Raw genomic sequence first — 21,321 nt, forward strand, 5'->3', positions numbered from 1 at the left:
TGTGTTTCCGACCGGGAGGATAGCGGACCGGCGCCGCGGGCGTAACCCCCTGGGTTACTGGTTCATCGTGGCGAAGAAGTCCTCGTTGGTCTTGGAATCCTTCATCTTGTCGAGAAGGAACTCCATCGCGTCGATCGTGCCCATCTGCATGAGGATGCGGCGCAGGACCCACATCTTCGACAGCTTGTCCTTTTCGACCAACAGCTCTTCCTTGCGGGTGCCGGACTTGCCGACATCGAGCGCGGGGAAGATGCGCTTGTCGGCCACCTTGCGGTCGAGCACGATTTCCGAGTTACCGGTGCCCTTGAATTCTTCGAAGATGACCTCGTCCATTCGGCTTCCGGTATCGATCAGCGCGGTTGCGATGATCGAGAGCGATCCGCCTTCTTCGATGTTGCGCGCCGCGCCGAAGAAGCGCTTGGGCCGCTGGAGAGCGTTGGCATCGACACCGCCGGTCAGCACCTTGCCGCTCGATGGCACGACGGTGTTGTAGGCACGACCCAGGCGGGTGATCGAATCGAGCAGGATGACGACGTCCTTCTTGTGCTCGACCAGACGCTTGGCCTTTTCGATCACCATTTCGGCGACCTGGACGTGGCGCGTGGCAGGCTCGTCGAAGGTCGAAGATATCACCTCGCCCTTCACGCTGCGCTGCATGTCGGTGACTTCCTCGGGCCGCTCGTCGACCAGCAGGACGATCAGGAACACCTCGGGGTGGTTGTCGGTGATCGCCTTGGCAATGTTCTGCAGCAGCACGGTCTTGCCGGTGCGCGGCGGCGCTACGATCAGAGCGCGCTGGCCCTTGCCCTGCGGGCTGATGATGTCGATCACCCGCGCCGACTTGTCCTTCACCGTGGGATCGAGCGTGTCGAGCGACAGCTTTTCCTCAGGGTAAAGCGGGGTGAGGTTGTCGAAATTGGTCCTATGGCGAACCGCGTCGGGATCGTCGAAGTTCACGCTGGTGAGGCTGGTCAGCGCGAAGTAGCGCTCGCCTTCCTTGGGTGCGCGGATCTCGCCCTCGACAGTATCGCCGGTGCGCAGGCCCCATTTGCGGACCTGGTTCGGCGAAACGTAGATGTCGTCCGGGCCGGCGAGGTAGTTCGCCTCGGGGCTGCGCAGGAAGCCGAAGCCGTCCTGCAGCACCTCGATGGTGCCGACGCCCATGATCGATTCGTCGTATTCCTCGTCTTCCGCCAGTTCGCGCAGGATGCAGAACATCAGGTCCTGCCGGCGCATCGTGCTGGCGCCTTCTACGCCAAGGTCTTCGGCCATCTCGACGAGTTCGGCCGGGGCTTTCTTCTTCAGGTCTCTCAGGTGCATGTCTTGGTTTTCCGTGGACTGGATTTCGGCCGGCCGGTCGAATGGGCTTGGGGAAAGCGCGACCCGGTCTTCGCTCTGCGGCGGAAGACCGGAAAAAGCCGGTTGGTGGCGCGGGGAATAAGCGCACGGCGGCGCGGGGTCAATCGGCGGCACGCTCCGCTCGTCGCAGCGCGGGCCAAACCGGTCTCAGAACGGAGAAATCAGAAGGGGCGAACGATCACCAGAACGACGATCAGCGCCGCAGCCAGTCCGGGAACCTCGTTCGCCAGTCGAAGCTGCTTGCCCGAAAGCCGCCGTTCGCCGCGGGCGAGCTTGCGCGAATAGCCCGCCATCCACCCGTGATAACCCGACAGAGCCAGCACCAGCAGCAATTTGGCGTGAAGCCAAGGCTCCGCCCAAAGGTTTGAGGTGGTCGCGAGCAGGATCCCAAGCAGCCATACGACCACGATCGAAGGCGCGAGGATGATCTTGAGCAGCTTTCGCTCGCGGTCGATCCACAGCAGGTCATCGGCCGAGCCCGGTCCCGACGCGTCGAGCGCTTCTTGGTGATAGACGAGATAGCGCGGCAGCATGAACAGTCCCGCCATCCAGAAGATCACGAAAATCACGTGACCCGCCTTGAGCCAGAGGTAGGTCATCGCGAGCGCGCTCTCCATGCCCGGCATTTAGGGAGCATTCCCGCCATCGTCACCCCCTCCATGCACGAACGGTGTCGCGCAGGGCCTCGACGTGCGGGATCGGGGTATGCTGGCCGATGCCGTGGCCAAGATTGAAGACGTGCGGCCGGTCGGCGAATGCCCGGAGGATCGCCTGCGTCCGTTCGACCAGGCGGTCGCCGCCGGCCATCAGGAGCAGTGGATCGAGATTGCCCTGCACCGGCATCCCGGCCGGTAATTCGCGCGCGGCCCAGACCGGATCGATCGTCTCGTCCACCCCGACCGCATCGACGCCCGTCTCGCGGGCATAGTCGGCCAGCTTGGCCCCAGCCCCCTTGGGAAAGCCGATCACCGGGACACCCGGACAGCGCGCCTGCACAGCCGCGGCGATCCGCGCATTCGGCGCGATGACCCAGCGTTCGAACTCGTCGGGCGCCAGGCTGCCCGCCCAGCTGTCGAACAGCTGCACGGCCTCGGCCCCGGCCTCGATCTGCCCGACAAGATATTCGACCGTCACCCCGGCAATCGCATCGATGATCGCAGCAAAAGCGATCGGGTCGCGATAGGCGAGTTCGCGGGCGGCATGATGATCCTTCGACCCTTCGCCGTTCACCATGTAGGTCGCGACGGTCCACGGACTTCCCGCAAAGCCCAGCAAGGTGGTCTCAGGCCCGAGTCCGGCCTTCACTGCAGCGACGGTAGCGTAGATAGGATCGAGGCGCTCTGGCACGCTCTCAAGGCCCGCCAGCGCATGATCGGCGAGCCGGGGGGACAGGTGCGGTCCCTCGCCGGCCAGAAAAGTCAGGTCCTGTCCCATCGCGTAGGGGACGATCAGAATGTCCGAGAACAGGATCGCCCCGTCGAAACCGAACCGGCGGATCGGCTGCAGCGTGACTTCGGCCGCAGCCTCGGTATCGTAGACGAGCTCGAGGAAACCGCCCTTTTCGGCCCTGAGGGCGCGATATTCGGGCAGGTAGCGTCCGGCTTGGCGCATCAGCCACATGGGCACCTGGTCACTTCGGTGACCTTTCAGGGTATCGAGCAGCAAGCCAGGCATCGCGTCTAATCCAATTCAATTAGATTCTTATATAAGATGAAGGAGTCTGTTGGCCCTGTGGATACTGGGGACAGCGGCGTCCTGCCTGATTTTTCCCGGGCTGGCCAGAATTTCGGGGGTGTCGAATCGCCAGAATGCCGCGTCAAGGCAAGCTTGTCCCCGTTATCCCGAACCTGTCGACAAGCTAGCGGGCCTGTCCACAAGGCGGCGGTCCGGATGGAGGTAGCGGGCACGGAACCGGCAGGTCCGCTTGTCCCCGGTTGCCTCCCGTGGTTTATGCGGCACATTCTCCACAGGCCGATCGGCACGAGCGCATTCAATCCATGCCCCGCCTTCACCTACATCTGCTGTCGGACTCCACCGGCGAGACGCTGGAGATGATCGCCAAGGCTGCGCTGGCGCAGTTCGAGGAGGCGGACGTCCAGCGGCACTTCTGGCCGATGGTGCGCAGCCGCCAGCACCTCGACAGGATCGTGCCGGATCTTGCGGCCAATCCGGGACTGGTGCTCTTCACGCTTGTGAACGACGAAACCCGCGCGCGGCTTGAGGAGCATTGCCGGGTGCTCGGTCTGCCGGCGGTCCCAGTGCTCGACGCGGTGACCGCCGCGCTCGAAAGCCATCTCGGCCAGGAAGCGCACGGCCGGCCTGGCCGGCAGCACGCGATGGACGAGGCCTATTTCGCGCGGGTCGAGGCGATCCAGTACACGATCGCTCACGACGACGGCATCGCCCATGACGACTGGGAAGAAGCCGACATCGTACTCGCCGGGGTTTCGCGCAGTTCCAAGACGCCAACGAGCATCTACCTCGCCAATCGCGGGTACAAGGTCGCCAACATACCGCTGGTGATCGAAAGCCCCCCGCCCCCGGCCCTGTTCAAGTTGCGTCATCCGCTGGTCGTCGGGCTGACGACCGCGCCCGAGCGCCTCGTGCAGGTTCGCCGTAATCGCCTGCTGACCATCGCCGAGGGTCGCGAGACGAGCTATGCCGATGCAGAGCGCGTAGCCGAGGAAGTGCGGTTTGCCCGGCGCATGTTCGCGGACAACGACTGGCCCGTGATCGACGTGACCCGCCGTTCGATCGAAGAAACCGCCGCCGCCGTCATTCGCTTGCTCACCGAGCGGCGCTCGCGCGAGGCGCCGCCGGTCGTCGGGCCGAATCCGATATGATCGTCCTTGCGTCCAAGAGCGCCTCGCGTCGCGCGATGCTCGAGGCGGCCGGTGTCGCATTTCGTTGCGAGCCGGCGGACCTCGACGAGCGGCGCATCGAAGAGGAAGCGACGGGCGCGGCCCCGGGCGAGATCGCCCACATGCTCGCGGAGGCCAAGGCTAAGGCAATCGATGCGCGCGAGCCGGTACTCGGCAGCGATTCACTCGTGAGCGTCGCAGGGCGCCGGTTCGACAAGCCGGCGAACCGCGAGGACGCGGCGCGCCATCTGCGATTTTTCTCCGGGCGGACGATGGAATTGCATTCGGCCGCGGCCATCGCCCGCGCCGGGACAATCATCTGGTCCCTTGTCGATGTCGCGAGGTTGCACGTGCGCGAACTGTCCGAAGAGTTCATTGCCGATTATCTCGATACGGAATGGCCGGCGGTGGCGGGCTGCGTAGGGGTGTTCCGGATCGAGGCTCGCGGCGTGCACCTTTTCGAACGGATCGAAGGGGATCATTTCACGGTGCTGGGAATGCCCCTTCTTCCGGTGCTCGGCGCATTGCGCGATCTCGGAGAAATCCCGGCATGACCCGCCCCTACGCGGAGGTCATCGGCGACCCGATTGCGCAGTCTAAATCGCCCGCGATCCACGGCTTCTGGCTCGACCGGATGGGGCTCGACGCGGACTACCGCGCCTGCCACGTCACCCCTGATGGGTTGGCGGATTACATCGCCGAACGACGCAGCGACCCGGACTGGCGGGGCTGCAACGTCACGATGCCGCACAAGCAGGCCGTGATCGCCTACCTCGATCGGCTGGAAATCGGCGCCGAACTTGTCGGAGCGGTCAACACGATCACGCGCCGGCACAACGGCGCACTGATCGGCACCAACACCGACGTCGGGGGGTTCCTCGAGCCGCTGGCCGCCGTCCTCGCGCAAAACCATCTGTTCCGGATGGCGCGGGTGCTCGGGACCGGTGGAGCTGCACGGGCGATCGTCGCTGCGCTGGCCGACCACGGGTTCACAATCGTGCTGGCCGGGCGCGATCCAGCCAAGGCGCAGTCGATCCTCGACGCCATCGATCCTGCAAGCGAGCATCACGCGGTCGACATCGCGCACTTTTCCGATCCGACCGACTTCGCCTTCGACGACCGCCAGGGGTGTTTCGACCTCGTCGTGAACGCGAGTCCCTTGGGAATGCGTGGTCAGCCGCCGCTGGCGTTCGACTGGAGCCATGCCCCGCCCGGAGCGATCGCATACGACATCGTCACCGATCCCCTGGAGACCGAGTTCCTCCGCAATGCCGGTGCGGCAGGGCACCAGACTATCGACGGCCTCGCCATGCTCATCGGCCAGGCCGCGCTCGCGTTCGAGAAATTCTTCGGCGTCGCCCCTCCGCGCGAACACGACGGCGAACTCAGGGCGATGCTGTCGGCATGAGCCGCCCCTTCATACTCGGCCTCACCGGATCGATCGGGATGGGCAAGTCGACCGTCGCCGCCATGTTTGAGGCGGCCGGCGTTCCGGTGTTCGACGCCGATGCCGTCGTCCACCGTCTCCAAGGCCCGCGGGGCGCTCTGCTGCCTGCGACCGAGGAGGCTTTCCCGGGATCGACCGGAGAACAGGGCGTCCTCCGCGAAAAACTCGGCGCGCAGGTCTTCGCCGATCCCGATGCGCTGACCCGCCTCGAAAGAATCGTCCATCCGGCGGTGGCGGCGCAGCGCCATGCCTTCATGATCGAACATTCGGGCGAGCCGCTGGTCGTGTTCGACATTCCGCTGCTGTATGAAAAAGGCGGCTGGGAACAGGTCGATGCCGTCGCGGTCGTTTCCGCTCCCCCCGAGGTGCAGCGTGCGCGCGTGCTCGCGCGGCCGGGCATGAACCCGGACAAGTTCGCGCACATCCTCTCTCTCCAGGTTCCCGACGCGGAAAAGCGGGCGCGGGCGGATTACCTGATCGATACCGGAACGTCGCTTTTCGCGACCGAGGAAGCGGTCAAGGAGCTGATCGCCACAGTGACCGCTGCGCGCGACCCTTCGTGACCTCCCACCTACTTGCCAGTCGGACATAACGGGCCGATAGATAGTCCACCCATGCGCGAAATCGTGTTCGATACCGAAACCACTGGCCTCGATCCGCGGACGGGCGACCGGATGGTGGAGATTGGTTGCATAGAGCTCGTGAACCGGGTTCCAACCGGTGCCACCTACCACGCCTACTTCAATCCGGATCGCGACATGCCCGAAGCGGCTGAGGCGGTTCACGGCCTTTCGGCGGCTTTCCTGTCAGATAAGCCGCGGTTCCGCGACAAATGCCACGAGCTTCTGGAATTCATCGCCGATTCCCCGCTCGTCGCTCACAACGCGGGCTTCGATTTCGCCTTTCTCAATACGGAACTCGACCTGTGCGGGCTGGAAGCGGTGTGCCTCAGCCGCATGATCGATACCGTGGCTATCGCGAAGCGGCGTCATCCGGGCGCGAAACTGTCGCTAGACGCGCTGTGCACCCGCTATGGAATCGATCGCAGCCACCGGGTCAGGCACGGTGCGCTGCTCGATGCCGAGTTGCTGGCGCAGGTCTATGTCGAATTGACCGGCGGCCGCCAGATCGGCTTCGCGCTCGCCGGATCCGGCGCGGACGACACGATCGTCGAGGTGAATTTCCAGCCAGCGCGCGAGCGGGCATTCCGTCCGGCGCGCCCCCATGCTCCATCCGCCGAAGAACTGGCGCGGCACCGCGCATTCGTCGGCACCATTGAGGGAGCCATGTGGTCGTCGCAGCGTTGTTGAACAAAGGTCGCCAAGCACAGGAGAATGCGTGCCAATGGATATTCGCGTTTCGGGTCACCAGATCGAAACCGGCGCTGCGCTGCAGCAACATGTAACCGACCGCCTCAACAGCATCGTCGATAAATACTTCAGTCGTGCGATTTCGAGCCAGGTCACGTTCGGCAAGGCTCCCGCGGGGGCATTCAGCTGCGACATCGTCACCCATGTGATGCAGGGCCTGATCCTCAAAGCGCATGGCGTGGCACAGGACGCGCACCAGGCGCTCGACGTGGCCGCGGAGAAAATCGACAAGCAGTTGCGGCGTTACAAGCGCCGCCTGAAGGATCGGCACGAACAGACCGCCCACGCCGCGCGTGAGGAAACCGCCGCCTACACGATCATCGCCGCTCCGGATGCCGAGGCCGAGGAAGTCGAGTTCGAGGATTCGCCGGTGATCATCGCCGAGACGACGGCCGATATTCCGGAAACGAGCGTGGCCGATGCGGTGATGATGCTCGATCTGCGCGATACCAACGCGATGCTGTTCAAAAACGCTGGAACGGGTCGGCACAATATGGTCTATCGCCGCCGCGACGGATCGATCGGATGGGTCGAGCCTCGTTGAAGCGATGGCGCTGGCGGGTGCCGCTCGCCAGCCAATGCCCAATCCTGCCGGCGGTCCGGCCTCTGACCCGATTGTCTGAACCATGAACGTTATCTTCAAGCTCCTGCCCGAGGCCGTGTGGATCGATTCACCGGCGGACAAGCCGGCGATTCTCGCCGCGCTCGCGACCCGTTTCGCCAAGGTCTACGCGCTCGATCGCGAAGAGGTGCTCGAGGGGCTTGAAGAGCGGGAGGCTTTGGGCAGCACGGGGTTCGGGCGCGGCGTTGCCCTGCCCCACGCCCGGATCGAGGGCTTGTCGCGCCCCGTGGCCGCACTCCTCAAGCTCGCCCGTCCCGCCGATTTCGGTGCGGCCGACCGGATGCCGGTCGACATCGTCATCGGGCTGCTGTCGCCGATCAACGCCGGGGCGACGCACCTCCACGCGCTGGCCGCGCTGTCGCGCCTGGTCCGCGACGAAGACATTCACCGCGGCCTGAGCGAGGCGACTGACACCGAGACGCTCTACGCGCTGCTGACCAACGCCTCGGATCGTGACGCCGCCTGACGCGAACGCGTCGCGCGCAGGGACCGGCGCCGACCTGCATTACCGTGCGCTCGAGCGGCTGTACGATGCGGCGCCGGTCAATGCGCTGTTCGCCTCACGGCTCGAAATCGTCGGCGAAGGCCGGTCCCGCCTGGTCTTCACCGTCGATCGGTCGGTGTATCACGCGGCAGGCGCGGCCCACGGGACGATCTACTTCAAGATGCTGGACGATGCGGCATTCTATGCGGCGAACACCCTGGTCACCGATCGTTTCCTTCTGACCACGTCGTTCAACCTGCATTTCACGAAACCCGTTCGCGCCGGCGAGGTCGTGGCGGAAGGGCGCTGGGTCAGCGGTCGACGCCGGGTGCTCGTCGCCGAGTCGCGGCTGGTCGATGCCGAGGGAGAAGAGATCGGTCGCGGAACCGGCACGTTCATGCGGTCGCGAATGGCCCTCTCCAGCCTTGCCGGCTACAGTCCGCAGGCCTGACCGGGGCATGGACGATCGCCTGCCCGCACACCTCGAAGCGGACGCTATCCGCCGCGTCGCCGAATCGATGGGAGGGTTCGCAACCGTCCTTTCGCGCGGGGAGCGGCATGCCGGAACGATCGCCATCGTAATTATCGGTCGCGGTAAACCGGCCTGGCTTTACGAACGCGTGCCCACGCCCGACGGGAACCGCCGATTCGTGCGCACGGCGGAAGAAGACATTGAAAAAAAATCGGAATTTTCCGAGCGACTGACACGGCGCTGCGATCGAGACCCCGATTTGTGGTTAATCGAGGCAGACGTCCCGGAAAGGGAACGGTTCATCGCAGCTTTGCCCGGTTGAGTTGACTTCGCACCTGCAGCATTTATCTGGCCGGCCACCTTCACGGACGCAGGCGGCTTGGACGACATGGGGTCGGACAGCCAGCGCGCAGACGGGGGACGGCCGGCAGGCTGTATAACGGACCCGACCATTACCGCATCGAACGCGGATGGGTCCCGGCCTGCGACGGAGCGCGTTCACCGCCTTGACCGACCGGATCAATGCAGTTTCATCGCTCGACAATCGCGGCGCTCGCCGCGACGTGTATTCTTACCTTGTTCACCGCCGACGGATCCGGCGTAAACGCTGAACCCAGCGCGATCCCGCAGACGGAAGCCGAAGCTCCGCCCCTGACCGAAGAGACAGTTCCCAAAACTGCCCCGGTCGCATTCGTATCCCAGGAAGTCGTCCAGCCGATTGATTCTGCCGCCAAGCAGGATGAGACGCCTCGCGCCGGTTCGCTGCGCCAGCTGGTGGCCGACATGCCGCGCCCCGCCGCCCTCTCCCGTGAGATGGAGTGCCTGGCCGGTGCGATCTATTTCGAATCGCGCGGCGAGCCTATCGAGGGCCAGCTTGCGGTCGGCCAGGTCGTGGTGAACCGTGCGGCCTCGAACCTGTTCCCCTCCGACTATTGCGGCGTGGTGTATCAGAAGGCCCAGTTCTCGTTCGTGCGCGGCGGCAAGATGCCGCGGATCGATCGCAACTCGCCCGCATGGGGCCGAGCGATGGTCATCGCCAAGATCGCCCATGAAGGACTGTGGGACAGCGCGGCCGACGATGCGCTCTTCTTCCACGCCAACTATGTGAAGCCGAGCTGGAGCCGCAAGAAGATCGCCCGCGCGACGATCGACACGCACATCTTCTATCGGTGATCGCTCAATCGGCGATCTCGACCCACACCGGGGCGTGGTCGCTGGCTTTCTCCCGCCCGCGATGATCCTTGTCGACTCCGGCCGCGACCAGCCGGTCGGCCAGTTCCGGCGACAGCAGCAGGTGATCGATGCGGAAGCCGTGGTCGCGCTGCCACGCACCCGCCTGGTAATCCCAGAACGTCCACACCCCGCCGCGCGGGTTCAGTGTGTCGAGGGCATCGGTCCATCCGTCTCCGAGCAATCGGGCATAGGCATCGCGCGATTCGGGTTGCATCAGCGCGTCGGCTGCCATGGCCGCGGGCGACCAGACGTCCTTGTCCTCGGGGATGACGTTGAAATCGCCGACGACGGCAACCGGTTTTTCTAGCGCCCAGAGTTCGTGCATCCGCGACCGAAGGCGCTCCATCCAGGCAAGCTTGTAATCGAACTTCGGCCCTGGAACCGGGTTGCCGTTGGGCAGGTAGATGCAGGCGATCCGCACACCGTTCACGTCTGCCTCGATATAGCGTGCGTGCTCGTCCTCGGGATCGCCCGGCAGGGTGCGCTGCGCCTCGATCGGCTCCACGCCGTCCGCCAGGATCGCAACGCCGTTGAAGCCCTTCTGACCGTGCCAGATCGCTCGGTAACCGATCTTCTCGAACTCGGCGAAGGGGAACCCCTCGTCCTGGCTTTTCACTTCCTGCAGGCAGGCGACCGTGGGACGCGTTTCCTCTAGCCATTCGAGGAGTCGCGGCAGGCGCGCTTTCACGCCGTTGATGTTGAAGGTGGCTATCCGCACGCGGCGGACTCTTAGATACCGAAGCTGGAACCGCAACCGCAACCCGATGCGGCCTGCGGATTACTGACCTTGAACGCCGCCCCGCCGAGCGATTCGACGAAATCGACCGTGCTTCCGGCGATCAGGTCGAGGCTGACCGGATCGACCACCAGCTTCACCCCGCCCGTCTCGCTGACCGAGTCGTCGCCTTCCGGCGCATCGGCCAGATCGAACTTGTACTGGAAGCCGGAACAGCCCCCGCCCTCGACCGAAAGGCGCAGGATCGCCGGCTTCGCCTGGCGTTCGGCGATCGCCGCAATCCGCCTCGCGGCGTTTTCGGTTAGGATAAGCGGTTCGGACATGGGCAGGATGTAGGGTGTCCGGGGCGAACCCTCAACCTTTCGCTGGCGATGGCCTCCGGCTCAGGCGCTCTGGATGTAGCTGCGCATCGCCTCGGCCTCGCGGGCGAGATCGTCGACCTGGCTCTTCACCAAGTCGCCGATCGACACGAAACCGCACATCGCGCCGCCATCCACGACGGGCAAGTGGCGGATCCTTCGCCGGGTCATGAGTTCGAGCGCTTCGTCGACCTTGGTCGCGGGGGTAGCGGTGATAGCCGGTGCGGTCATCACCTCGCCCACCTTCTTCGACAGGCTCGCCTCACCCTCGGCCTCGATGCAGTAGATCACGTCGCGTTCGGAAAAGATGCCCGCCAGCTCGCCCTGGCGCATCACGGGCAGGGCGCCGATGCGCCGCTGGGCCAGTATCGCCACCGCCTCGCGCATCGTCATGTCGACGTCGCAAGTGATCACGTCGCTGCTCGCGCGGTTCGCGAGCAATCGGGCGATGTCCATGGGACTCTCCCTTGTCCAATTCTCCGGGACAGGCAGGTTGCCATGAATTGCGCCCCATTGCCAGCGCGGTGCGGGACGTACACAAGGCCGGCCATGACCCGCCACTCGCCCCTCGACGATCCGGCCAGCGCTGCCTTTGCCTGGGGCCGCTGGAAGCGGATGATGCAGGTGATGGGGATCGCAACCGCGATCACCGTTGCCGCGATCCTCGGTTATATGTGGTTTTCGGAAACCGCCATGTCGATCCACTTCTACATCGCGGTCGGACTCGGCGTGGGTGCCTCGATGATGCTGATGGGCGCGCTGATGGGTCTCGTATTCATGTCGAACGGGACCGGTCACGACGATTCGGTGGTCGATCCGCTCGAAGGCGATCGTCGGAATTAAGCTCCGCGCAGGCGCAGGTCCTCGACCGGTTCGCCGCCGATCAGGTGCTGCTGGATGATCCGCTCGAGCGCGGCCTCATCGCAGGAATGATACCAGACTTTGTCGGGCCAGACGACGGCGATGGGCCCCGCCTCGCAAACCTGGAGGCAATCCGCTTTCGTGCGCTGGACGGACGTCCCCACGAGGCCGAGTTCCTTCAGCCGCCGCTTGAGGTATTTCCACGACCGTTCGCCCGCTTCGCGCGAGCAGCACTTCTGCTTGTCCGAAACGGCGCAGAGGAAAATGTGCCGCTCGACCCGCTCGCCGCCGATCTTGGCGAGTGCGGCGCGGGCCTTGGCGATGTCCCGCGGGTCCTTCATGCGCGCCCACCTAGCGGCTGAGCCTCGCGCAGGGAAGGGTCAGCCGCGTTTGCCGGCGATCCGTGCGATCTCGTCCTTGACCATGCGCTCGACCATGCCGGGCAGGTTCTTGTCGAGCCATTCGGCCAGCATGGGGCGCAAAAGGTCCCGCGTCAGCCCTTCGAGCGAGGTTTCGCCCGAGCGCACGATCTGCGGCGGAACGCCCGGCTCGGCCAGCATGGCGAGGGCGGCGAGGTTCTCGCGCATCGCGTCGCGTGCCGAATCGGTCAGCAGCGGCGTATCGTCATCGTGATCCTGGAAGTCCGTTTCGCGTTCCAGATCGTGATCGTCGTGGCTGTCGTGCGCCGCCCGATCGTCGAATTCGGGCGCCTGCTCGACATAGTCGGTCGCAGCGAGATCGAGCACCTCGTCCGCCTCTTCGTCGTCAGCGGGTTCGGGTGCGGTTTCGAGCCCCTCCGTCTCGCGGCGACGGCGCGTGTCGAGTGCGCTCGCGCGGTTATCGCGTGCGATGACTTTCTTGATCGATTCGAGGATTTCCTCGACCGAAGCTTCGCCTTCCTGGCGCATGCGACTGGACCCCCCGGTCTTTGAGCGACGTGTCACTCGGTGCCGCTGACCGGCGCCGAATCATAGTTAACACGAATCTCTGCGTCCGGAGCCGGGATGTCAACGGTCCGCGTGGACTGGACGATCGGGTCGGGATCGCGCGACCAGTCGTTCCACTTGCCCTTCACGCGGTCGTAATTGATCTGCGGGTCGTAGAGCACGCCGTCGTCGCCCAGCCCCAGGTCGCGCGCCTCGGCGCGGCCCATTGCCGCCAGCAGGCTGAAACCCGCGACATAGGCGTTGCGCCGCGCGGTGACGAGCTGCGAGCGGGCAAGCACGAGTTCCTGCTCGGCATTGAGAATGTCGAGGATCGTGCGGTTGCCGACGGTGTTTTCGGCGCGCACGCCCTCCAGGCTCAGGGTGGCTGCATCGACCGCCGACTGCGTGCTGGCGATGATCTGCGTCGCTGCCTGCCAGCTCGACCATGCCGAGCGCACCTGCGCGATCACGTCGCGTTCGGCGGCGATGACGGTCTCGAGCGCGGCGGCGGAGCGCGCCTGCGCCTGACGCTGGAGCGCTGCCGGGCGGCCACCCTGGAAGATCGGGATCGATACGCTGACCCCGGCCTGCGCGGTCGTGGCCGTCTGCGGAACGTTGGGGCCGATATTGCCGCCAAGCGTTCCGAGGTAGTTGCTGTAGTCGCCCCCGGTGAAGATCGACACGCGCGGCAGGCGGCCCGATCCGGCCACGTCGACATCGAAGCGCGATGCCTCGGCCCGCTCGCGTGCGGCGATCAGGTCGGGATTGTCCTCCAGCGCCACGAAGACCGCGTCCTCCGCGCTCGCCGGGAGGCCCGGAAGCGGCGGCGGGGGCTGCAGGTCGTCGGGAGCAAGGCCCGTCAGCTGAATATAGGCCTCGCGCGCGGCGATGAGGTTGGCCTGCGCGCTCCGCAAATCGCCCTGGGCCAGCGCGAGGCGCGATTGCGACTGCGCCACGTCGGTTCGCGTCAGATCGCCGATCTCGAAGCGATCGGCGGTCGCCTGCGCGTTGACGGTGAGAACATCGACCTGGTTGGAGTTGAGACCGACCAGCGCCTCGCCGCGAATGACGTCCATGTACGCGGCGACAACCTGGGTGAAGATCGCCGACTCGGTGCCGCGCAGGTCGGCTTGCCCGGCTTCGACGCGGTTTTCCGCCGCCTTGACCGCGTTCTTTACCGCGCCGCCCGAATAGATCGGCACGCCAAGGTCGACACCCGCGTTGATCGCACGGCGGGGTGCGGTGAAGTTCGTTTCGCTCTGCTTGACGAATTCGATGTACTGCGCGCTGCCGGTGACGTTCGGGCGACCTGCCGACTTCTCGATCGGCACGCTTTCGTCAGTGGCGCGCTGCTGTGCGCGTGCGGCTTGCAGGGTCGGGTTGGTGCGATAGGCGCCGTTCAGCGCCTCGCGCAGGGTATCGGCATGGGCCGGACCTGCCGCGAGGGCAAGCAGCGCGCTGCCGAGCAGCAGGGAAGCACGGCCCGTGGCAATCATGTTCAGAAACTCCAGGCCTTCGGCTTGTCGAATGCGGAAAGCCGCGGAATGCCGAGTTCGGCCAGCGGCAGAAGTGCGATGGTGCCGCCGGATTTGCGGCCGATGGCCAGCCGGCTCACCCCGTTGTCGATCAGGCCGGTGACCACGCGCGCATCTTCGGACAGGCGCTTGGCGATCCCTTCGGGCAGCTGTTCGACTGCCCCGTCGATCAGCAGCAGCGTGTAATCGCCCTTCTTGCCGCCCTTCATGGCGTCATCGGGAGTGACAACCGTGACCGACCCGGCAAGGCCTTCGATCAGGGCGGGCAGATAGCCGCTACCGCCATCGACCACGAGCACGCGATCGGACTGGACCGGCTTCGCTTCTGCAAGCAGGCGCGCATGGAACAGCGGGGCAGCGAGCATCGCGCTACCGCCCAGCGGCACGGCACGATCGATATAGGCAACCGGTCGCGCTTCGGCTGGCACGAAATCCTCGCGCGGGACGGCGTTCATCCGGGCGAGTACCCAGGGCTCGTTGACGCCGCTGGTGCGGAGCTGGCTGTCGATCATCGCGCGGCGCGCGGTGGCGAAGTCGGGTTCGGAACGGAGGGCGGCGGCCATTATCACGTAACCTGTATTAGCAATATAACACAGCGGGTCAATGCCTCGGTGGACGGGACCCCCTGTCCAAAATTCGGGTCTTTGGCGATCGGGTCTTTGGCGCAATCGCTCGAAACCGCCAAGCGCTTTGACGCCCTAGTCCCGCGAACCTATCGCGCCTGTGGCGATTCGATCAGAAGGAGTGACGGGCCGATGAGCGACATGACGACCATCCGCGAGGACGACCTGATCGACAGCGTGGCCGATGCGCTGCAGTTCATCAGCTACTATCACCCGATGGACTACATCCGCGCGCTGGGCGATGCCTACGACGCCGAACAAGGACCTGCAGCCAAGGACGCGATCGCCCAGATCCTGACCAACAGCCGGATGTGTGCCGAAGGTCACCGCCCGATCTGCCAGGACACCGGCATCGTCAACGTGTTCGTGAAGTGGGGGCAGGATTGCCGCCTCGAATCGAACCGTTCGCTGCAGGACGTCGTCGACGAGGGCGTGCGCCGCGCCTACAATCATCCCGAGAACAAGCTGCGCGCCTCGGTCCTCGCAGACCCGGCTTTCACCCGTCGCAACACGCGCGACAATACGCCGTGCGTCTTGTCGGTCGAGATGGTCCCCGGCCGTACGGTCTCGATCGACGTCGCCGCCAAGGGTGGGGGCAGCGAAAACAAGTCGAAATTCAAGATGATGAATCCGTCGGATTCGATCGTCGACTGGGTGCTGGAGATGCTGCCCCAGATGGGCGCCGGCTGGTGCCCGCCGGGCATGCTCGGCATCGGTATCGGCGGCACGGCCGAGCATTGCGTGAAGCTCGCCAAGGAAAGCCTGATGGAGCCGATCGACATGGCCCAGCTGAAGGCGCGCGGTCCCCAGAGCGATATCGAGGTGCTGCGGATCGAGATCTTCGACAAGGTCAACGCGCTGGGCATCGGTGCGCAGGGCCTTGGCGGCCTCTCCACCATCCTCGACGTGAAGATCCGGGACTGGCCCTGCCACGCTGCGGGCAAGCCGGTGGCGATGATCCCCAACTGCGCCGCCACCCGCCACGCGCATTTCACGCTCGACGGTTCGGGGCCGAGCTTCCTCGAGACGCCTAAGTTGTCCGACTGGCCCGACGTCCACTGGACGCCCGATGCGGCGGCGAAGCGGGTCAACCTCGATACCCTGACGCCCGAAGAGGTGTCCGGGTGGAAGGCGGGCGACCGGCTGCTCCTCAACGGAGCGATGCTCACCGGGCGCGATGCAGCGCACAAACGCATCGAAGAGATGCTCAAGAAGGGCGAGCCGCTACCGGTCGAGTTCAAGGGACGTGCGATCTACTATGTCGGGCCGGTGGACCCGGTGATGGGCGAAGTGGTCGGCCCCGCCGGCCCGACGACCGCGACCCGGATGGACAAGTTTACCGACATGATGCTCGACCTCGGCCTGCTGGCGATGATCGGCAAGGCCGAGCGGGGGCAGGGCGCGACCGAGGTGATCGCGAAGCACAAGGTCGCCTACCTGATGGCGGTGGGCGGTGCCGCGTATCTCGTTGCGCGGGCGATCCGCGAGGCGAAAGTGGTTGCATTCGAGGATCTGGGAATGGAAGCGATCTACGAGTTCCGGGTCGAGGACATGCCGGTAACGGTGGCAGTCGATGCGACCGGGGCCAACGTCCACACCCTGGCCCCTGCCGAGTGGCGCGAGCGGATCGCGGTGGGCAACTTGCTGCCCAGCGCATGACCGGTCTCGACGAACCGCTCACGGGGTCCGACTGTCGCGCTGGCCACCGGCACACTGTTTCCCCTAGATGCAACGCGTTTTGACAAAGCATCCTGCCACTCACGACGAATCCGCCCGCCTGGCGCTGCGCGTCGTCCTCCTGTCGATCGTGGGCGTCTGGCTCGCCTACTTCGTGATCTTCACCGCCCGCGGGGCGATCGTCGGGCTCGACTACCAGTTCGATATCGTCGGGCGCCGGGCGCTCGTGACCGGGAGCGCGGTGGTCATCACGTTCGTGCTGTGGCTCCTGCTCCGACTATTCGACCATCGCTCCCTGGCATTGCAGATCACGGCCGCCGCCTTGCTCGCGATGCCCGCCGCCGTCGTGATCGCCCAGACCAACCAGCTCGTCTTCGCAAGCCTGCAGGACAAGCTGGACAGCAAGCGGGCCGAAGAACGCGGGTTTTCCGTGAGGCGCGACGAACTGGGTAACGTCATCATCGAAGGCCCCACGACGGCGGGCGGTCAGAGAGATCCGCTCGAGGGTCGAAAATCCGCTCGTGCCACGGTGGTGCTACCCAGCGAACGAGGCGAGGAATGGGTACGCCTCGCGGAGGTGGCGCTCAGCCAGTACTTCCTGCTCATCGCGTGGGCGGCGATCTATTTCGCGCTGCTCGCAGGCGCCAGAGCCCGGCTGGCCGAGCGGCGCGGCGAGCGTTTCCGCAGCGCCGCTCGGGCCGCGGAACTGCGCAGCCTGCGCTATCAGGTGAACCCGCATTTCCTGTTCAACGCCTTCAACTCGCTGTCGGCCCTGGTCATGACGGGCAAGGGCGACCGGGCGGAAGAAATGATCCAGCGCCTGTCGAGCTTCTACCGCCACAGCCTGGCCGAAGACCCGACCGGCGACGTGATGCTGGCCGACGAGATCGCATTGCAACGGGATTACCTGGCGATCGAGTCGGTCCGGTTTCCCGATCGACTCCGGACCGTAATCGACTTGCCTGCAAATCTGGCGGAGCTGTATGTTCCCGGCATGATCCTGCAGCCGCTGGTCGAGAATTCGGTGAAATACGCGGTCGCTCCGAACGCCCGCCCGGTCACGATCTCGATCACCGCGCGCGAGGAGTACGATCGCCTCGTGCTCACGGTCGAGGACAACGGACCCGGATCGCCCGACAGCGGGGAGCACGGCTTCGGAATCGGACTGGCCAACGTCCGCGACCGGCTGATCGCGCGTTTCGGCACCGATGCGACGATCGTATCGGGACCGGTCGAGGGCGGCTATCGCAGCGAACTGCGTTTGCCGATGGTGGCGCGTGACTGAGCCGGCGCTCCATTCCGTCAGCGATCGCGAAGGTCAGCCGCTTCGCGCGCTGATCGTCGATGACGAGCCGCTGGCGATCGAGCGGATGCAGATCATCTGCTGCCGGATACCCGAATTGCAGGTTGTCGGCACCGCGAGTGACGGTGCCGCCGCGCTTCGATTGATCGAGGCGCTGTCGCCTGACCTCGTGCTGCTGGACATGACGATGCCCGAACTCGACGGGCTGGCGGTCGCCCGCGCGCTCGCGAAGCGCGCCACGCGACCGGCGATCATCTTTGTGACGGCGCACGAACACTTCGCGGTGGAAGCGTTCGATCTCGAGGCGGTCGACTACGTTCTCAAGCCCGTGACGCCAGAGCGGTTGGGCAGGGCGATCGATCGAGCGCTCGTGCGGCGCGACAAGCAGGGCGCACGGTCGGACAATGGCTGGCTGACGGAACTGTGGGTTCCGCACCGATCGGAGCTTCTGCGGATCGAGGTATCGCAGGTCAGCCGGATCGATGCTGAGCGCGACTATGTGCGGCTCCACCTGGGCGATCGGTCGTACTTGCTGCTCCAGACCATTGCGGGGCTGGAGGAACGGCTCGATCCGGCGCAGTTCATCCGCATCCACCGGTCGACGATCCTGCGGCGCGACTGCATTCGCGGCCTGCGACACGACGGACTGGGTGTCTGGTCGATCGAACTCGCCGATGGCGAGGCGCTGCGCATCGGCCGCACGTACCTGTCACGAGTTAAGGCAATGGCTGGGCGCTGACGCCCACTTTGCGGCAAATCGCCGCCCGGTCTCAGTTGTCACAAAAGATCGGGCCCGGCGGGAGGGCTGATCCCGGCCGGGCCCTGATGCTGCGGGGACGCAGCATCATTTCGTTATCATTAGACGACGCGTCAGCCGCCGAGCATGGTCTCGCGCTGGATTACCGCTGCCATCTGCTGCCGAGCCGATGCGCGCGTCCGGTTGAGGCACGTGCGGATCTCGGAAGGCTGAACTCGCGTTCCGGTCAGCACTTCGTCGGCGCTGCAAAAGTCGCGAACGGCGCGCTCGATCCGTGCCTCGAATTTCTTCTGCCCGCTGACGCTGGCGAGGTTCAAGTCGTCGTAGCGGACGCTGAATGTGTCGTCCTTCGCCTGTGCGCCGGTCGCAAGGGCGAGGGCCGACAGAGCAATAAGTGCAGTTCGCATCTCATATTCTCCTCATCGAAGTGACCCGCAAAAGGCGGAGCCAGTTTTCACCCCCGATGCTGTTTTCTACGCCGGGAGACGCGGTACGTCCGCATGCGGTCGACGACCCTCTTCGTTTGTCCGATAAGGGTGGGGCCGGCGCGACGAACGCGGGCAAACGGCGGACGAACGGTCATTGCCAACCGACAAGCGTGCACCACATCGATAGATATGGCGCTGGTCGCGATCTTCCTGCTGGGCATGGGCAACTTCGCGATGCTTCAGGCCGTCCGCAAATCCGGGCACCCGATGCTTCGTCGCAGTCCCTGGTTCGTCCATCAGTTGGGAGGGAGGGTGACGCTGGTTACCGATTTCATGCTCCTCCTGACAGCGATGCTGTTCGCCGCCCAAGGCGGGCAATGGAGCGCATGGCTCTATGCGGGCTATACCGCGGTCAACGCCTTCGGTGTGTGGCTGATCCTTACGCGCCGCGTCTGACCGGGAACCGGAAGGCACGACCTTCGCTTAGGCGGGATGGACACACACGGCGAAACCTGGCTCACCTACAACGGTGCGAGCGGCAGTCACGACGACGACGCGCTTCGCGCCATGGTCGATGCGATGGGCGCAGCAGGATATGCGCCGACCAAGGTGGTCGATTGCAAGGACGGCACGCCCGATGCTGCCGACGCGAACCGGGGCGGACTGGGTCTCGTCGCGGTGCACGGCGGCGACGGCACGCTCAGTCGCACGATCGCCGGGCTCGAGGGCTTCTCGGGCCGAGTTCTGCCGCTGCCCGGGGGCACGTTCAATCTGCTGGCGCGCGAAATCTTCGGCGAACGCACCCCACTCGACATCATCGAGATGCTCGGCGCGGGGCATCTGGCGGTGCGCCGGCGCAACTGCATCCGCGGCGACGGTGTGCTGGCGCTGTGCGAGCTGCTTGCCGGGCCAGGCGCGAAGTGGGCCGATGTGCGTGAAGAGCTGCGCGAAGCGAACGTCGGCGAAATGCTCGTGAAGGGCTGGGACGCCGCCACCACCAGTACCGTGGGTCCGATGGTCGGTCTTTCGGAGCCGCAAGCCGGGCGGGAAGACGGTTATGCCGGTCTGCGTTTCTGCCCGAAGGCTGATGGTATCGCCATCGAGGGTTTCGCAGCCGAGGGCCTGGGCGATTACCTCCAGCAGGGCATGGCCATCCTCAAACGCGATTTCCGCGAGGGTCCGCACGACGACCTGGGCATCGTCCCGACGGTGGAATGCCGTTCGCTGGAAGGCGATCCGATTCCGCTGATGATCGACGGTGAGCGCAGCGAAGGGTCAAGCTCGATCCGCTTTTCGCTCGACAGGCTCGACGTCGATCTGCTTGGGATCGCGGATGGCCGATAGCACGCTGCTGTTTCACCTGTCCGATATCCATTTCGGGCTCGAACATAACCGCGCACTCGACTGGGTCGCCGCAGAGATCACCGAGCGCAAGCCGGCGGCGGTGCTTATCACCGGCGACCTCACAATGCGCGCGCGTCGGCGCGAGTTCGACGCCGCACGCGACTGGATCCTGTCGCTCGATGCGCCGGTCACGGTCGAAGTCGGCAATCACGACCTGCCGTATTTCAATCCGTACGAACGGTTCTTCGCACCCTATCGCAAGTTTCACGGCATGGAGGCGATGGTCGAGCGCGACCTCGATCTGCCGGGTATCGCGATCGTCTCGCTGAAGACGGCGGCGCGGATGCAGCCGCGGCTCGACTGGTCGAAGGGCTGGGTGAGCGACGCGGCATTGGCCAAGTGCCTTGCTGCGATCGACGCGGTCACGCCGGGCAAGAAGATCCTCGTCACGGTGCATCACCCGCTGGTCGAAGTCGGCACGCGCGGCACGGCCCTGACGCGCGGCGGGACGAAGGCCTTGGCGGAACTGGCGAAGCGCAACGTGACCGCCGTGCTTTCGGGGCATGTCCATGACCCGTTCGACCTGATGCAGCAGACCGTCAACGGCCCGGTCAGGATGATTGGTGCGGGCACCCTTTCGCAGCGCATCCGTTCGACCCCGCAAAGCTTCAACGAACTCCGCTTCGGGCCCGATGGGTCGCTGCACGTCGAAGCGCGCAACCTGCAGCACGTGCCCACCGATGCGATGAAGATCGATTCGGTGCCGGAAGACGCGATGCCGCCGCGCGACCCGGGAGAACCCGTGGCGCCGGTCAACGCCGTGCCGCGGGTCGATCCGCCGCTCTACTGATACGAAAAGGGCGACCCCTTGCGAGGCCGCCCTTCCTTCCCGCCGTCGCGGAAACTGGTATCGTAAGGCTTTCG

General features: G+C 65.3%; 28 protein-coding genes. 17 read left to right on the forward strand and 11 right to left on the reverse strand.

The features are described from left to right. Positions 1-54 precede the first annotated feature (54 nt). The 3 genes from rho to hemE form a co-directional block, all read right to left on the reverse strand. On the reverse strand, positions 55-1,320 hold the full coding sequence (gene rho, locus AR323_RS01645; protein WP_057882195.1) for a transcription termination factor Rho: 1,266 nt from the start codon (positions 1,318-1,320) through the stop codon (positions 55-57). Positions 1,321-1,520: 200 nt separating this feature from the next. After that, positions 1,521-1,976: a CopD family protein gene (locus tag AR323_RS01650; RefSeq protein WP_407701067.1), complete on the reverse strand. Its 456-nt coding sequence runs from the start codon at positions 1,974-1,976 to the stop codon at positions 1,521-1,523. Positions 1,977-2,007: 31 nt separating this feature from the next. Beyond that, the gene (hemE, locus tag AR323_RS01655) at positions 2,008-3,033 is read right to left on the reverse strand and encodes a uroporphyrinogen decarboxylase (RefSeq protein WP_057882197.1); all 1,026 of its coding nucleotides are present in this window, start codon (positions 3,031-3,033) and stop codon (positions 2,008-2,010) included. A gap of 323 nt (positions 3,034-3,356) precedes the next feature. On the opposite strand from hemE, the gene AR323_RS01660 reads away from it, so the two are divergent. From AR323_RS01660 to AR323_RS01705, 10 genes are all read left to right on the forward strand, one after another. Further along, positions 3,357-4,202 carry a pyruvate, water dikinase regulatory protein gene (locus AR323_RS01660; RefSeq protein WP_057882198.1) on the forward strand — a complete coding sequence of 282 codons (846 nt, stop codon included), beginning with the start codon at positions 3,357-3,359 and terminating at the stop codon, positions 4,200-4,202. Beyond that, positions 4,199-4,774, forward strand: coding sequence for a Maf family protein (locus AR323_RS01665; protein ID WP_057882199.1), 576 nt, complete (start codon positions 4,199-4,201; stop codon positions 4,772-4,774). Before AR323_RS01660 ends, AR323_RS01665 begins: the two co-directional genes overlap by 4 nt. Continuing rightward, entirely contained in the window at positions 4,771-5,628 is an 858-nt protein-coding gene (locus tag AR323_RS01670; protein ID WP_057882200.1) for a shikimate dehydrogenase family protein, read from the forward strand. The genes AR323_RS01665 and AR323_RS01670 overlap by 4 nt, the downstream gene beginning before the upstream one ends. Further along, the gene (gene coaE / locus AR323_RS01675) at positions 5,625-6,230 is read left to right on the forward strand and encodes a dephospho-CoA kinase (protein WP_057882201.1); all 606 of its coding nucleotides are present in this window, start codon (positions 5,625-5,627) and stop codon (positions 6,228-6,230) included. The genes AR323_RS01670 and coaE overlap by 4 nt, the downstream gene beginning before the upstream one ends. 51 nt (positions 6,231-6,281) lie before the next feature. Next, positions 6,282-6,977, forward strand: a complete 696-nt coding sequence (gene dnaQ, locus AR323_RS01680; RefSeq protein WP_057882202.1) for a DNA polymerase III subunit epsilon — start codon at positions 6,282-6,284, stop codon at positions 6,975-6,977. A 34-nt stretch (positions 6,978-7,011) separates the two neighbouring features. Beyond that, positions 7,012-7,581, forward strand: a complete 570-nt coding sequence (gene hpf, locus AR323_RS01685) for a ribosome hibernation-promoting factor, HPF/YfiA family (RefSeq protein ID WP_057882203.1) — start codon at positions 7,012-7,014, stop codon at positions 7,579-7,581. A gap of 82 nt (positions 7,582-7,663) precedes the next feature. After that, positions 7,664-8,125 carry a PTS sugar transporter subunit IIA gene (locus AR323_RS01690; protein ID WP_057882204.1) on the forward strand — a complete coding sequence of 154 codons (462 nt, stop codon included), beginning with the start codon at positions 7,664-7,666 and terminating at the stop codon, positions 8,123-8,125. After that, the gene (locus tag AR323_RS01695) at positions 8,112-8,594 is read left to right on the forward strand and encodes a PaaI family thioesterase (RefSeq protein WP_057882205.1); all 483 of its coding nucleotides are present in this window, start codon (positions 8,112-8,114) and stop codon (positions 8,592-8,594) included. Before AR323_RS01690 ends, AR323_RS01695 begins: the two co-directional genes overlap by 14 nt. A 7-nt stretch (positions 8,595-8,601) precedes the next feature. Further along, positions 8,602-8,937, forward strand: coding sequence for a DUF1491 family protein (locus AR323_RS01700; RefSeq protein ID WP_057882206.1), 336 nt, complete (start codon positions 8,602-8,604; stop codon positions 8,935-8,937). A gap of 200 nt (positions 8,938-9,137) precedes the next feature. Further along, positions 9,138-9,788 carry a cell wall hydrolase gene (locus AR323_RS01705; RefSeq protein WP_057882207.1) on the forward strand — a complete coding sequence of 217 codons (651 nt, stop codon included), beginning with the start codon at positions 9,138-9,140 and terminating at the stop codon, positions 9,786-9,788. 4 nt (positions 9,789-9,792) lie between these two features. On the opposite strand, the gene xth is transcribed toward AR323_RS01705, so the two are convergent. From xth to AR323_RS01720, 3 genes are read right to left on the reverse strand one after another with little or no spacing between them, the layout of a single operon-like run. Continuing rightward, positions 9,793-10,566, reverse strand: coding sequence for an exodeoxyribonuclease III (xth, locus tag AR323_RS01710; RefSeq protein ID WP_057882208.1), 774 nt, complete (start codon positions 10,564-10,566; stop codon positions 9,793-9,795). 11 nt (positions 10,567-10,577) lie between these two features. Next, positions 10,578-10,907, reverse strand: coding sequence for a HesB/IscA family protein (locus AR323_RS01715; RefSeq protein WP_057882209.1), 330 nt, complete (start codon positions 10,905-10,907; stop codon positions 10,578-10,580). 60 nt (positions 10,908-10,967) lie between these two features. Beyond that, positions 10,968-11,399 carry a CBS domain-containing protein gene (locus AR323_RS01720; protein WP_057882210.1) on the reverse strand — a complete coding sequence of 144 codons (432 nt, stop codon included), beginning with the start codon at positions 11,397-11,399 and terminating at the stop codon, positions 10,968-10,970. A 93-nt stretch (positions 11,400-11,492) separates the two neighbouring features. Between AR323_RS01720 and AR323_RS01725 the strand changes: the two genes are divergently transcribed. Continuing rightward, entirely contained in the window at positions 11,493-11,786 is a 294-nt protein-coding gene (locus tag AR323_RS01725; RefSeq protein ID WP_057882211.1) for a hypothetical protein, read from the forward strand. On the opposite strand, the gene AR323_RS01730 is transcribed toward AR323_RS01725, so the two are convergent. Genes AR323_RS01730 through AR323_RS01745 form a run of 4 tightly spaced genes read right to left on the reverse strand, consistent with a single transcriptional unit; the run spans position 11,783 to position 14,828 of the window. After that, positions 11,783-12,145: a (2Fe-2S) ferredoxin domain-containing protein gene (locus AR323_RS01730; protein WP_057882212.1), complete on the reverse strand. Its 363-nt coding sequence runs from the start codon at positions 12,143-12,145 to the stop codon at positions 11,783-11,785. The genes AR323_RS01725 and AR323_RS01730 overlap by 4 nt on opposite strands. Positions 12,146-12,184: 39 nt before the next feature. Beyond that, entirely contained in the window at positions 12,185-12,712 is a 528-nt protein-coding gene (locus tag AR323_RS01735) for a DUF2497 domain-containing protein (RefSeq protein WP_057882213.1), read from the reverse strand. 32 nt (positions 12,713-12,744) lie between these two features. After that, positions 12,745-14,226, reverse strand: coding sequence for a TolC family outer membrane protein (locus tag AR323_RS01740; RefSeq protein ID WP_057882214.1), 1,482 nt, complete (start codon positions 14,224-14,226; stop codon positions 12,745-12,747). A 2-nt stretch (positions 14,227-14,228) separates the two neighbouring features. Then, entirely contained in the window at positions 14,229-14,828 is a 600-nt protein-coding gene (locus AR323_RS01745) for a protein-L-isoaspartate O-methyltransferase family protein (RefSeq protein WP_057882215.1), read from the reverse strand. Positions 14,829-15,020: 192 nt separating this feature from the next. On the opposite strand from AR323_RS01745, the gene AR323_RS01750 reads away from it, so the two are divergent. The 3 genes from AR323_RS01750 (at position 15,021) to AR323_RS01760 (ending at position 18,607) form a co-directional block, all read left to right on the forward strand. Next, a complete protein-coding gene (locus tag AR323_RS01750) occupies positions 15,021-16,547 on the forward strand; it encodes a fumarate hydratase (RefSeq protein ID WP_057882216.1) in 1,527 nt (508 codons plus the stop codon). A gap of 79 nt (positions 16,548-16,626) precedes the next feature. Next, the gene (locus AR323_RS01755) at positions 16,627-17,850 is read left to right on the forward strand and encodes a sensor histidine kinase (protein WP_235510418.1); all 1,224 of its coding nucleotides are present in this window, start codon (positions 16,627-16,629) and stop codon (positions 17,848-17,850) included. Continuing rightward, positions 17,843-18,607, forward strand: coding sequence for a LytR/AlgR family response regulator transcription factor (locus tag AR323_RS01760; protein ID WP_057882218.1), 765 nt, complete (start codon positions 17,843-17,845; stop codon positions 18,605-18,607). The genes AR323_RS01755 and AR323_RS01760 overlap by 8 nt, the downstream gene beginning before the upstream one ends. Before the next feature lie 131 nt (positions 18,608-18,738). On the opposite strand, the gene AR323_RS01765 is transcribed toward AR323_RS01760, so the two are convergent. After that, complete coding sequence (locus AR323_RS01765; protein ID WP_057882219.1) at positions 18,739-19,032, reverse strand: UrcA family protein; 294 nt, start codon at positions 19,030-19,032, stop codon at positions 18,739-18,741. A 210-nt stretch (positions 19,033-19,242) separates the two neighbouring features. On the opposite strand from AR323_RS01765, the gene AR323_RS01770 reads away from it, so the two are divergent. The 3 genes from AR323_RS01770 to AR323_RS01780 are packed head-to-tail and all read left to right on the forward strand — an operon-like array spanning position 19,243 to position 21,247. After that, the gene (locus AR323_RS01770; protein WP_057882220.1) at positions 19,243-19,509 is read left to right on the forward strand and encodes a hypothetical protein; all 267 of its coding nucleotides are present in this window, start codon (positions 19,243-19,245) and stop codon (positions 19,507-19,509) included. A 36-nt stretch (positions 19,510-19,545) separates the two neighbouring features. Further along, positions 19,546-20,397 carry a diacylglycerol/lipid kinase family protein gene (locus tag AR323_RS01775; RefSeq protein WP_057882221.1) on the forward strand — a complete coding sequence of 284 codons (852 nt, stop codon included), beginning with the start codon at positions 19,546-19,548 and terminating at the stop codon, positions 20,395-20,397. Next, entirely contained in the window at positions 20,387-21,247 is an 861-nt protein-coding gene (locus AR323_RS01780; RefSeq protein WP_057882571.1) for a metallophosphoesterase family protein, read from the forward strand. Before AR323_RS01775 ends, AR323_RS01780 begins: the two co-directional genes overlap by 11 nt. The last annotated feature ends 74 nt before the right edge of the window (positions 21,248-21,321 follow it).

The organism is Tsuneonella troitsensis (genome assembly GCF_001441535.1).
GTDB lineage: Bacteria > Pseudomonadota > Alphaproteobacteria > Sphingomonadales > Sphingomonadaceae > Tsuneonella > Tsuneonella troitsensis.

Excerpts from the sequence above, each read along its gene's own strand:
- AR323_RS01775 (WP_057882221.1), top strand. The coding sequence starts at position 19,546 with ATGGACACACACGGCGAAACCTGGCTCACCTACAACGGTGCGAGCGGC.
- AR323_RS01670 (WP_057882200.1), top strand. The coding sequence starts at position 4,771 with ATGACCCGCCCCTACGCGGAGGTCATCGGCGACCCGATTGCGCAGTCT.
- rho (WP_057882195.1), bottom strand. The coding sequence starts at position 1,320 with ATGCACCTGAGAGACCTGAAGAAGAAAGCCCCGGCCGAACTCGTCGAG.
- AR323_RS01730 (WP_057882212.1), bottom strand. The coding sequence starts at position 12,145 with ATGAAGGACCCGCGGGACATCGCCAAGGCCCGCGCCGCACTCGCCAAG.
- AR323_RS01765 (WP_057882219.1), bottom strand. The coding sequence starts at position 19,032 with ATGCGAACTGCACTTATTGCTCTGTCGGCCCTCGCCCTTGCGACCGGC.
- AR323_RS01715 (WP_057882209.1), bottom strand. The coding sequence starts at position 10,907 with ATGTCCGAACCGCTTATCCTAACCGAAAACGCCGCGAGGCGGATTGCG.
- AR323_RS01700 (WP_057882206.1), top strand. The coding sequence starts at position 8,602 with ATGGACGATCGCCTGCCCGCACACCTCGAAGCGGACGCTATCCGCCGC.
- AR323_RS01720 (WP_057882210.1), bottom strand. The coding sequence starts at position 11,399 with ATGGACATCGCCCGATTGCTCGCGAACCGCGCGAGCAGCGACGTGATC.
- coaE (WP_057882201.1), top strand. The coding sequence starts at position 5,625 with ATGAGCCGCCCCTTCATACTCGGCCTCACCGGATCGATCGGGATGGGC.
- AR323_RS01650 (WP_407701067.1), bottom strand. The coding sequence starts at position 1,976 with ATGGAGAGCGCGCTCGCGATGACCTACCTCTGGCTCAAGGCGGGTCAC.
- AR323_RS01690 (WP_057882204.1), top strand. The coding sequence starts at position 7,664 with ATGAACGTTATCTTCAAGCTCCTGCCCGAGGCCGTGTGGATCGATTCA.
- AR323_RS01770 (WP_057882220.1), top strand. The coding sequence starts at position 19,243 with ATGGCGCTGGTCGCGATCTTCCTGCTGGGCATGGGCAACTTCGCGATG.
- AR323_RS01750 (WP_057882216.1), top strand. The coding sequence starts at position 15,021 with ATGAGCGACATGACGACCATCCGCGAGGACGACCTGATCGACAGCGTG.
- AR323_RS01740 (WP_057882214.1), bottom strand. The coding sequence starts at position 14,226 with ATGATTGCCACGGGCCGTGCTTCCCTGCTGCTCGGCAGCGCGCTGCTT.
- AR323_RS01725 (WP_057882211.1), top strand. The coding sequence starts at position 11,493 with ATGACCCGCCACTCGCCCCTCGACGATCCGGCCAGCGCTGCCTTTGCC.
- dnaQ (WP_057882202.1), top strand. The coding sequence starts at position 6,282 with ATGCGCGAAATCGTGTTCGATACCGAAACCACTGGCCTCGATCCGCGG.
- hemE (WP_057882197.1), bottom strand. The coding sequence starts at position 3,033 with ATGCCTGGCTTGCTGCTCGATACCCTGAAAGGTCACCGAAGTGACCAG.
- AR323_RS01735 (WP_057882213.1), bottom strand. The coding sequence starts at position 12,712 with ATGCGCCAGGAAGGCGAAGCTTCGGTCGAGGAAATCCTCGAATCGATC.
- AR323_RS01665 (WP_057882199.1), top strand. The coding sequence starts at position 4,199 with ATGATCGTCCTTGCGTCCAAGAGCGCCTCGCGTCGCGCGATGCTCGAG.
- hpf (WP_057882203.1), top strand. The coding sequence starts at position 7,012 with ATGGATATTCGCGTTTCGGGTCACCAGATCGAAACCGGCGCTGCGCTG.
- AR323_RS01705 (WP_057882207.1), top strand. The coding sequence starts at position 9,138 with ATGCAGTTTCATCGCTCGACAATCGCGGCGCTCGCCGCGACGTGTATT.
- AR323_RS01660 (WP_057882198.1), top strand. The coding sequence starts at position 3,357 with ATGCCCCGCCTTCACCTACATCTGCTGTCGGACTCCACCGGCGAGACG.
- AR323_RS01780 (WP_057882571.1), top strand. The coding sequence starts at position 20,387 with ATGGCCGATAGCACGCTGCTGTTTCACCTGTCCGATATCCATTTCGGG.
- AR323_RS01745 (WP_057882215.1), bottom strand. The coding sequence starts at position 14,828 with ATGGCCGCCGCCCTCCGTTCCGAACCCGACTTCGCCACCGCGCGCCGC.